This is a genomic window from Thermus arciformis (assembly GCF_900102145.1).
Taxonomy (GTDB): Bacteria; Deinococcota; Deinococci; order Deinococcales; family Thermaceae; genus Thermus; species Thermus arciformis.
The window spans coordinates 111,639-120,976 of record NZ_FNBC01000003.1; the positions used below are offsets into that span (position 1 = coordinate 111,639).

9 protein-coding genes, 1 tRNA gene and 1 pseudogene are annotated in these 9,338 nt (G+C 70.2%); 10 read left to right on the forward strand and 1 reads right to left on the reverse strand.

Annotated elements, in window-relative coordinates; all coding sequences use genetic code 11:
- Positions 1 to 33 precede the first annotated feature (33 nt).
- The 10 genes from ychF to BLP62_RS02335 all read left to right on the forward strand — a co-directional run bounded on the left by ychF (position 34) and on the right by BLP62_RS02335 (position 9,045).
- Positions 34 to 1,140, forward strand: coding sequence for a redox-regulated ATPase YchF (gene ychF, locus BLP62_RS02290; protein WP_093005441.1), 1,107 nt, complete (start codon positions 34 to 36; stop codon positions 1,138 to 1,140).
- A 38-nt stretch (positions 1,141 to 1,178) separates the two neighbouring features.
- Positions 1,179 to 1,252, forward strand: a tRNA-Gln gene (locus BLP62_RS02295).
- A 43-nt stretch (positions 1,253 to 1,295) separates the two neighbouring features.
- Positions 1,296 to 1,658: a response regulator gene (locus BLP62_RS02300; protein WP_093005443.1), complete on the forward strand. Its 363-nt coding sequence runs from the start codon at positions 1,296 to 1,298 to the stop codon at positions 1,656 to 1,658.
- 44 nt (positions 1,659 to 1,702) lie between these two features.
- Positions 1,703 to 3,772 carry a transglycosylase domain-containing protein gene (locus BLP62_RS02305; protein ID WP_093005445.1) on the forward strand — a complete coding sequence of 690 codons (2,070 nt, stop codon included), beginning with the start codon at positions 1,703 to 1,705 and terminating at the stop codon, positions 3,770 to 3,772.
- Positions 3,769 to 4,506 carry an RNA methyltransferase gene (locus BLP62_RS02310; protein WP_093005446.1) on the forward strand — a complete coding sequence of 246 codons (738 nt, stop codon included), beginning with the start codon at positions 3,769 to 3,771 and terminating at the stop codon, positions 4,504 to 4,506. Before BLP62_RS02305 ends, BLP62_RS02310 begins: the two co-directional genes overlap by 4 nt.
- On the forward strand, positions 4,493 to 6,040 hold the full coding sequence (locus BLP62_RS02315; RefSeq protein WP_093005448.1) for a sensor histidine kinase: 1,548 nt from the start codon (positions 4,493 to 4,495) through the stop codon (positions 6,038 to 6,040). The genes BLP62_RS02310 and BLP62_RS02315 overlap by 14 nt, the downstream gene beginning before the upstream one ends.
- A gap of 190 nt (positions 6,041 to 6,230) precedes the next feature.
- On the forward strand, positions 6,231 to 6,716 hold the full coding sequence (locus BLP62_RS02320) for a low molecular weight protein-tyrosine-phosphatase (RefSeq protein ID WP_093005450.1): 486 nt from the start codon (positions 6,231 to 6,233) through the stop codon (positions 6,714 to 6,716).
- Complete coding sequence (locus BLP62_RS02325) at positions 6,679 to 7,467, forward strand: fructosamine kinase family protein (RefSeq protein WP_093005452.1); 789 nt, start codon at positions 6,679 to 6,681, stop codon at positions 7,465 to 7,467. Before BLP62_RS02320 ends, BLP62_RS02325 begins: the two co-directional genes overlap by 38 nt.
- Positions 7,443 to 8,192 (forward strand): DUF4388 domain-containing protein, encoded by a 750-nt coding sequence (locus BLP62_RS02330; RefSeq protein WP_093005454.1) that lies wholly within the window; start codon positions 7,443 to 7,445, stop codon positions 8,190 to 8,192. Before BLP62_RS02325 ends, BLP62_RS02330 begins: the two co-directional genes overlap by 25 nt.
- A 7-nt stretch (positions 8,193 to 8,199) precedes the next feature.
- Entirely contained in the window at positions 8,200 to 9,045 is an 846-nt protein-coding gene (locus BLP62_RS02335; RefSeq protein ID WP_093005456.1) for a pseudouridine-5'-phosphate glycosidase, read from the forward strand.
- 9 nt (positions 9,046 to 9,054) lie between these two features.
- Here the strand turns inward: BLP62_RS02335 and BLP62_RS02340 are convergent.
- A pseudogene (locus BLP62_RS02340) lies at positions 9,055 to 9,338 on the reverse strand (IS982 family transposase); the annotation flags it as partial.

Below are 9,338 nucleotides of genomic sequence, written 5' to 3' on the forward strand. Positions count from 1 at the left end.
GGCCCCGCTTGGGGCTTTTTTTGAGGTCCTAAGATGCTTGCCGTAGGAATCGTAGGTCTACCCAACGTGGGCAAGTCCACCCTCTTCAACGCCCTCACCCGGGCGAACGCCCTCGCCGCCAACTACCCCTTCGCCACCATAGACAAGAACGTGGGGGTGGTGCCCCTGGAGGACGAGAGGCTTTACGCCCTCCAGAGGACCTTCGCCAAGGGGGAGAGGGTTCCGCCCGTGGTGCCCACCCACGTGGAGTTCGTGGACATCGCCGGCCTCGTCAGGGGGGCCCACAAGGGGGAGGGGCTTGGCAACCAGTTCCTGGCCCACATCCGCGAGGTGGCGGCCATCGCCCACGTCCTCCGCTGCTTCCCCGACCCCGACGTGGTCCACGTCATGGGCCGGGTGGACCCCTTGGAGGACGCCGAGGTGGTGGAGACGGAGCTCCTCCTCGCCGACCTCGCCACCCTGGAAAGGCGGCTTGAGCGCCTAAGAAAGGAGGCCAGGGCCGACCGGGAGAAGCTTCCCCTCTTGGAGGTGGCGGAAGGCCTCCACGCCCACCTCCAGGAAGGCAGGCCCGCCCGCACCTTTCCCCCTTCCGAGGCCCTCGGCCGCTTCCTCAAGGAGACCCCCCTCCTCACCGCCAAGCCCGTGATCTACGTGGCCAACGTGGCCGAGGAGGACCTGCCCGACGGCCGGGGAAACCCTCACGTGGAGGCGGTGCGGCGGAAGGCGGAGGAAGAGGGGGCCGAGGTGGTGGTGGTCTCGGCCAGGCTCGAGGCCGAGCTCGCCGAGCTTTCCCAGGAGGAGGCCAAGGAGCTCCTTTCGGCCTACGGCCTCCGGGAAAGCGGCCTCCAGCGCCTCGCCCAGGCGGGCTACCGCGCCCTAGGCCTCCTCACCTTCTTCACCGCCGGGGAGAAGGAGGTGCGGGCCTGGACCGTGCCCCGGGGCACCAAGGCCCCCAAGGCCGCCGGGGAGATCCACTCCGACATGGAGCGGGGCTTCATCCGGGCCGAGGTCATCCCCTGGGACAGGCTGGTGGAGGCCGGGGGGTGGGCGAGGGCCAAGGAGCGGGGCTGGGTGCGCCTTGAGGGCAAGGACTACGAGGTCCAGGACGGGGATGTCCTCTACATCCTCTTCAGCGTTTGACGCCCCACCGCTTTTGCTCTACAATCGGGCTTGGCCGCTGGGGCGTCGTCTAATGGCAGGACAGCGGACTTTGGATCCGCCGGTCGTGGTTCGAGTCCACGCGCCCCAGCCAAAATTTTCACATCCTTTTCGCAGGGTCCGGGTAGACTGCCCCCGTGGCGGCCGACTATCCGGGCCTACTCCTATTAAGCCGCAACGAGGCCTTGCGGGCCTACGTGGAGCTGGTTCTTTCGGAGAAGGGGATCCCCCTTCGCGCCTTTGACCTGGCCCGGGAAGGTCTTTTCTGGCTTCTGGACAACACCCCCCGCCACATCCTCGTGGACGAGGACCTGGACGTGGACCCCTTCGCCGTGGCCACCCGCATCCGCCACGTGCGGCGGCTCAAGGAGGTCCCCTTGGCGGTCCTCATCTCCCCCCAGGAAAAGCTTCGCGCCACCGCCGAGGTGGTGCGGGTAACCCCCATAGAGAAGCCCCTGACCCGGGAGAAGCTCTTTCGGTTCCTGGGGCTTTCGGCCTAAGGGCCTCCGCGGGTTACGGGGAAGCCTTGGGTAAACTTAAGGGCGTGCGGGCTTTGCGCCTTCTTTTCCTCGCCCTGGTGGGGCTCCTCTTCGGGGCGCTTCTCGCCTTGGGCTACCTGGCCTACGCCTACACCCGGGCCCTTCCGGACCTCTCCCTCTTTGAGCGCCTGCGCCTCACGGCCACCTCCACCCTCTACGCCCGGGACGGCACCCCCCTGGCCCAGATCGCCAGCGTGGAGGAGGGTAGGGCCATCCACCGGAGCCTGGTGCGCCTTGAGGAAGTTTCTCCCGCCGCGGTGGCCGCGGTGGTCTTCTCCGAGGACCGCCGCTTTTTCCAGCACTACGGGGTGGACTTCGTCCGCATCCTGGGGGCGCTTTACGCCATCGCCCGGGGGGATTTGCAGGGGGGGAGCACCATCACCACCCAGGTCATCAAGAACACCCTCCTCAAGGAGCTGGCCCAGGCCCGCTCCCTGGAGCGGAAGTTCAAGGAGTGGGCCTTGGCCCTGGAGCTGGAGCGGCGCTACACCAAGGAGGAGATTTTGGAGATGTACCTGAACGTGGTCCCCTGGGGGGGAAACGCCGTGGGCATTAAGGGGGCGGCGGAGGCCTACTTCGGCAAGGACCCCGCGGCCCTCACCCTCGCCGAGGGCCTCTATCTGGCCTCCCTCATCCCCGCGCCCAACGCCCGCTACCAGGACCTGAAGGGGGTGCGGGAGCGGATCCGCCTTCTCCTGGACCAGATGGTGGAGGAGGGCTGGGTGAGCCGGGAGCTCGCGGAGGCGGCCTGGAAGGAGCCCCTCGTCCCCCGGGGGTGGGAGGCGCGCTACGACGGGGAGGGCAACCTCCTGGAGGCCCGCCTGGTGGACCCCGAGGCCCGCCTCCTGAAGCCGCTGGACTACCGCATGGCCCCCCACTTCGTCCTCGAGGTGCGGCGCTTCCTCGAGGCCCGCTTCGGCAAGGAGAAGGTCTACGGGGAAGGGGGGCTTAGGGTCTACACCACCCTGGACCCCGCCATGCAGCGGGCGGCGGAAGGGGCGGCCCGGAGGGCCCGCCTGCCCGAGGGGGCGGAGCTTGCCCTGGTGGCCCTGGACCCCATGACGGGCGAGGTCTTGGCCCTGGTGGGGGGGGTGCGGCGGGAGGGGGACGAGTACAACCGGGCCACCCGGGCCTTAAGGAACCCGGGAAGCGCGGTCAAGCCCTTCGTCTACGCCACGGCTTTTGAGGCGGGCTGGACCCAGGCCACCTTGGTGCCCGACCGGCCCCTGGAGTTCCCTGACCCGAGCCAGCCCGGGGGGATCTGGCGGCCCAAGAACTTCTCCGGTACCTTCCTCAACCGGGAGATCACCGTGCGCTACGCCCTGGACCTCTCCTTGAACCTGCCCGCCATCTACACCGCCAAGGCCATCGGCGTGGAGCGGGTGGCGGAGAAGCTTTCCCAGGCGGGCTTTGTGGTGAAGTACCCCGCCTTGGCCATCGCCATCGGGGGGGCCTCCATCACCCCCGTGGACCTGGCCGCGGCCTACGCCGCCTTCGCCAACGGGGGGTACCGGGTGGCCCCCCTCTACGTGCAGAAGGTGGAGGACGGGGAGGGGAGGGTGCTCTACCAGGCCCTTCCCGAAAGGCGCCGCCTCTTTGACCCCCTGGTGGCCTACCAGGGCTGGGACCTCCTCAAGGGCTACGTGTACGACCTCGGGGAGAAGAGCCTGGCCAAGGGCGCCCGGGTCCCGGGGCGGGTGGTGGGAGGGAAGACCGGGACCACCAATGAGGCCCGGGACCTCTGGTTCGCCGGCCTCACCCCGGGGCTTTCCGTGGTGGTCTGGGTGGGGCGGGACGACAACCGCCCCTTGCGCATGGGGGGACGGGAGCCTTCCAGCTCGGTGGTGAACCCCCCCATCTTCCGGGACTTCGTGGCCGAGGCCTTGAGGGGCCGCCCGGGGGGGGACTTTCCCATGCCCTCGGGCCTCGTGCGGGCGCGGGTGGACCTCCTTTCGGGGTATTCCTCCCCCCAAGGGGTGGAGATGGTCTTCCCCCAGGGCAAGGAGCCCCTGCCGCCTCCTCCCCCCGAGGCCCAGCCCCCCCAGGAGACCCCGCCGCAGGAGGGAACCCCATGAGCCCCCTCGCCCGCGTCCGCGTGGTCCTGGTGGAGCCCCAGGAGCCCATGAACGTGGGGGCGGTGGCCCGGGCCATGCGCAACTTCGGCCTTTCCCGGCTCTACGTGGTCAACCCCGGGCCCCGGGTGGGCCCTCCCTGGGCCCAGGAGGCCTACTGGCTTGCGGTGCACGCGGAGGAGGTCCTGGACCGGGCGGTGGTGGCCCGGGGGCTCCTCGAGGCCCTGGAGGGGACGCGCCTGGTGGTGGCCACCACGGGGAGGCCCAGGGAGCTCTACCCCGCTCCCGTGGTGCCCGCCTGGGAGGTGCCCCGCCACGTCCTCTCCGTGGAAGGGGAGGTGGCCTTGGTCTTCGGCCGGGAGACCTTCGGCCTCACCAACGAGGAGCTGGACCTGGCCCACCTCATCGGCACCATCCCCACCGCCCCCGAGCAACCCTCCCTGAACCTGGCCCAGGCGGTGGTGGTCTTCGCCTACGAGCTCTTTAAGGCCTCGGGAGGGGAGGAGGGCCCCAAGGAGGCCCTGGCGGAGGTCTCGGCCCTGGAGGGCCTCTTCCAGGACCTCGGGCGCTACATCCTGGAGATCGGCTTCACCGACGAGAACCGCTTCCCCTACGCCATGCGCCGCCTGAGGCGCATCCTCCACAAGGCCAGGCTCTCTCCCGGAGAGGTGCAGCTTTTGAGGGGGCTTCTGCACCAAAGCCGGTACGCCATGGGAAAGAAGGATGGCCAGTCATAACCTTTACCGCCTCGTCCGCCTCGCCCAGAGGCTTCTGCCGCCCCTGATTGCCGCCGTGGTGGTGGCCTTTGAGCTCGCCCTCCTGCCCTACCGCCATGTGGAAAGCGTGCTCTGGCTCCGCCTCGGCTTTTATGGCCTGGTGGGGCCCTTGGTGACCTACGCCGTCTTGGAGTGGATCGCCCAGGAGGTGCTGGAGAAGGTGCGGGCCGAGCGGGCCCTGGAGGAGGCCAACCGCCGCCTGCAGGCCTCGGGGAGGGTCTTCCGGGAGGCCCTGGAGAGCCAGAACCTGGAGGAGGCGGTGCTCCGCATCGCCCGCGCCCTGGAGGAGGCCCTGGGCTACCCCGTGGTCCTCGAGGCCGAGGGGGTGCGCTCGGGGGAGGGGTGCGGGGGGCTAAGGGTGGAGCTTCCGGGGCTTAGGGGCTTTCTGGAGGCCTGCGCCCAGGCCCCCGAGCGGGCCTTCTTGGAGGTGCTGGCCCACGAGGTGGCGGGGGCCTTGCAGTCCGTGGTGGCCCGGAGCCGGGACCTCCTCACCCTTCACGAGGTGGACCAGGCCCTGAAGGCCGAGGCCAACCTGGACCGCCTTTTGGAGGGCCTGCTGGAGCGCATCCGCGCCTGGGCCGAGGCGGAGGGGGGAGGGGTTCTTCTCCTGGACCAGGAGGGCTTCCTCGTGCCCCGGGTGGTCCGGGGCCTGGACCTCCCGGCCCACCCCTTTCTCCCGGAGGGCCCCTGGCGGGGGGCCCTCCAGGGCCCGGTCTTCGTGGGGAAGGACACCCTGGCCCTCCCCCTCAAGGCCCGGGAGCCCGTGGGGGTGCTCGTCCTCCGGGGCCGGGGGCTTTCCCGGCGCATCCCCTTCCTCTCCTTTTTGGCCTCCCAGGTGGCCCTGGCGGTGCGGAACGCCCAGGCCTATTTGCGGGCGGAGGAGCTCGCCATCAACGAGGAGCGCACCCGCATCGCCCGGGAGATCCACGATGGCCTCGCCCAAAGCCTGGCCTTCATGGCCCTGAAGCTGGACCTGGCGGAAAGGCTCCTTTCCAAGGACCAGGAGGCGGCCTTGAAGGCCCTCCAGGAGGTCAAGGACACCCTGAGGGCCCAGATCCGGGAGGTGCGGCGGAGCATCTTCGCCCTCCGGCCCATTGACCTGGAGCGCTACGGCTTTTTGGAGTCCTTAAGGCGCTACGCCCAGGCCTTCGCCGAGCAGGCGGGCTTCCGGGTCCACCTCGCCCTGCCCGATCGGGTGGGCCTTTCCCAGGCGAGCGAGCTCGTCCTCTTTCGGGTGCTCCAGGAGGCCCTGACCAACGCGGCCAAGCACGGCAGGCCCACCCGGGTGGAGGTGGTCTTGGAGCCTTTGGGGGAGCGGGGGGCGAGGCTTACCGTGAGGGACAACGGCCGGGGCTTCCAGAGCCCCGAGGCGGGGGGGCTTGGGGGGTTCGGCCTCACCCAGATGCGGGAGAGGGTGGAGGCCCGGGGAGGGCGTTTCGCCGTGCGCTCCGAGCCGGGAAAGGGCACGGAGGTGGTGGCGGAGGTGCCCTACTGAGTACCCCGCTTTGGCTTTTGCCAGAGCGGGGGCCCCTGAAAAGCTTGCCGGGAGGCCAAGTGGCTGCACGTTGATTTCGCAACACGGGTTGCCCGAAATAAGGCTTGGGAAGATCCTTTTGGGGCCCCCACCGCGGCAAAAGCCGCGGTGGGGTACTTAGAAGCATGGGTCGCTTGGGTATCATGGGGGCATGGACCGCCCCGTGCGGGTGCTCTTCGTCTGCCTCGGGAACATCTGCCGTAGCCCCCTGGCGGAGGGGGCCTTCCGTAAGCTTTTGAAGGAGCGGGGCCTCGAGGCCCGCTTTGAGGTGGACTCCGCGGGGACCGGGGCCTGGCACGCGGGCGAGCCCATGGACCCGCGGGCGAGGCGGGTGTTGGAGGAGGAAGGGGCCTACTTCCCCCACGTGGCCCGGGCCATGACCGCGGAGGACGCCCGCTACTACGACCACATCCTGGTCATGGACCGAAAGAACCTGGAGGAGGTCCTTAGGCGCTTCCCCGAGGCCAAGGGAAAGGCCCGCCTCCTTCTGGACGACCTGGGCGGGGGAGAGGTGCCGGACCCCTACTACGGGGACCTCCAGGACTGCCGCGAGGTCTACTGGACCGTGGAGGCCGCGGCGAGGGCCTTCTTGGAACGGCATGGACCCCCTCTCCCTTCTGAAGAAAGCGGGGCTTGAGGCCAAGGGCCCCCCCGTTCCCCTCCACGGGGGGGAGATCTCCCGGGTGTGGCGGGTGGGGCCTTTTGTGGTGAAGACGGCCGAGGCCCCGCCCCCGGGCCTCTTCCCGGCCGAGGCCCGGGGGCTTCGGGCCCTGGCCGGGCGGGGGGTGCGGGTGCCCGGGGTCCGCTGGGTGGGGGAGGAGGGGCTCGTCCTGGACTACCTGGAGCCGGGGCCCGAGGACTGGGAGGACCTGGCCCACGTCCTCGCCGCCCTCCACCGGAGGCGGGAGGCGGCCTACCGCGCCGAGCCCGGCTTCCTCGGCACCTTCCCCCTTCCCGGGCGGGAGGGCGGGGAGTGGACCGCCTTCTTCTGCGAGCGGTGCGTCCTCCCCCTCCTCGAGGCCACCTGGGAGCGGCTAGAGGGCTTAGGCCCCAAGGTGGAGGCCCTCTACCGAAGGCCCCTCCCCGCCGAGGGCCCTGCCCCCCTCCACGGCGACCTCTGGCGCGGGAACGTCCACTTCGCCCGGGAGGGGCCGGCCCTCCTGGACCCCTCCTTCTTCGTGGGGGAGCGGGGGGTGGACCTGGCCATGATGCGGCTTTTCGGGGGGTTTCCCCGGAGGTTCTGGGAGGTTTACGGGGAGCTTTACCCCATCCCCGAGGAGGTGGAAAGGGCCCTTCCCCGCTACCAGGTCTACTACCTCCTGGCCCACGTGCACTTCTTCGGGGAGGGCTACCTGGGGGCGTTATGGAGGGCGATTTCCGCCTCTTAGGGCCCATTGACCTCCTCCAGCTTCTGGCCCAGGGGGGGAAGACGGGGGCCTTCCGGGTGGAGGGGGGGGAGGTCTACCTGGAGGGCGGCCGGCCCGTGCACGCCGTCTACCGGGGCAAGGAGGGGAAGGAGGCCCTGCTCGCTCTTCTCACCCTCAAGGAGGGGAGCTTCCGCTTCCTCCTTGGGGAGCGGGCGCCCCGCACCACCTTGGGCGGGGCTTTGGAAGGGTACCTTCTGGAAGCCCTCCGCGCCCTGGACGAGGGGGTGGAGGTGGGGCCCTTTGACCTGGTGCGGCCCACCCCCAAGGGCCAAGGGGCCCAGGCCAGCCTGGAGCCCACCGAGCTTTCCCTCCTCCTCGCCCTGGAAGGGGGCAAGAGCCCCTTAGACCTCCTCCCCGCCACGGGCCTTTCCCTGGGGGAGGTGCTGCGGCGCCTGGGGCAGCTCGCCCGGCTTCGCCTGGTGGAGGTGGTCCCCCGGGTGCCCCACGCCGCGAGGCTCCGGGTGGCCCTGGGGAAGCGGGGGGCCCAGGTGGACGGGCTTCTCCTCTCCGCCTGGCGGCTCCACTACGGGGGGGTCGCCCGGGTGCGGGTGCGGGGCCTGCGGGAGGCCTCCTTGCCCGTGGAGGGGGCGGAAGGGCTTGGGGGGGAGCTGAGGCTTGCCCCTGAGCTCCTCCTCTTCCACGGCTTCAAGGTGGGGGAGGAGGTCCTGGTCTGGCCCGAGGTATAGTGGCCCCATGCCCGAAGCCCTGGTGGCCCTGGAGTCCGCGGTCCTCACCCACGGCCTGCCCTACCCCTTCAACCTGGAGACCCTCGAGGCCCTGGAGGAGGCGGTGCGGGCCGAGGGGGCCATTCCCAAGACCATCGCCCTGGTGCGGGGGGAGGTGCGCCTCGGCCTCACCCCGGAGGAGAAGGCCCACCTGGCCCAGGGGGGCGCGGACAAGGCCAGCCTGTGGAACCTGGCCGCCCTCCTCGCCCAAGGCCAAAGCGCCGGGACCACCGTGGCGGCCACGGCCCACCTCGCCCACCTCCACGGCCTGAAGGTCTTCGCCACCGGGGGGATCGGGGGGGTGCACCTCGAGCCCTACGACGAAAGCGCCGACCTCATCGCCCTCTCCCGCACCCCCATCCTGGTGGTCTCCTCCGGCCCCAAGGCCATCCTGGACCTCGGGGCCACCCTGGAGCGCCTGGAGACCCTGGGGGTGAGCGTGGTGGGCTACCGCACGGACCGTCTCCCCGCCTTCTTCTCCCCCGACTCCCCCTTTCCCGTCCCCGCCCGGGTGGACACCCCTCTGGAGGCGGCCCGGGTCTACCTCCAGGCCCGGGCCTTGGGCCTTGGGGGGGTGCTCCTGGTGAACCCGGTCTCCCAAGGCCTCCCTTACGAGCAGGTGGCCCTCTGGGTGGAGGAGGCGGGCCGGATGGCGGCCCGGGAGGGGGTCTTCGGGAAGGCCCTCACCCCCTACCTCCTGAGGAAGCTCTCGGAGCTCTCCTCGGGGGAGACGGACCGGGTCAACCGGAGGCTCCTCCTGGAGAACGCCCGCCTGGCGGCCCAGGTGGCCCTGGCCCTGGCGGGGCTAGAATAACCCAAGTTGCTACCCAGCCATCTTCTGGGTCAGGAGACTGATGTTATGGGCCAGGACGAAGGTGAGAACTTTGATGACGAAACCCTCCTGGGTCACGGCGTGGATGCGCCTGGGGAAGAGGTGATGGAGCATGCTCCCCACCGTCTCCACCACCCTCCGCCCCACGATGGCCAGGTACTGCATCCAAGGGAGATACCGCCGGCTGTTCCTCCTGCGGATGACCATGGGAACAACCTCCTGGGCCTCCCGGAGGAGGTCCTCGTACAGATGGCTCTCGTACCCCCGGTCCAGGT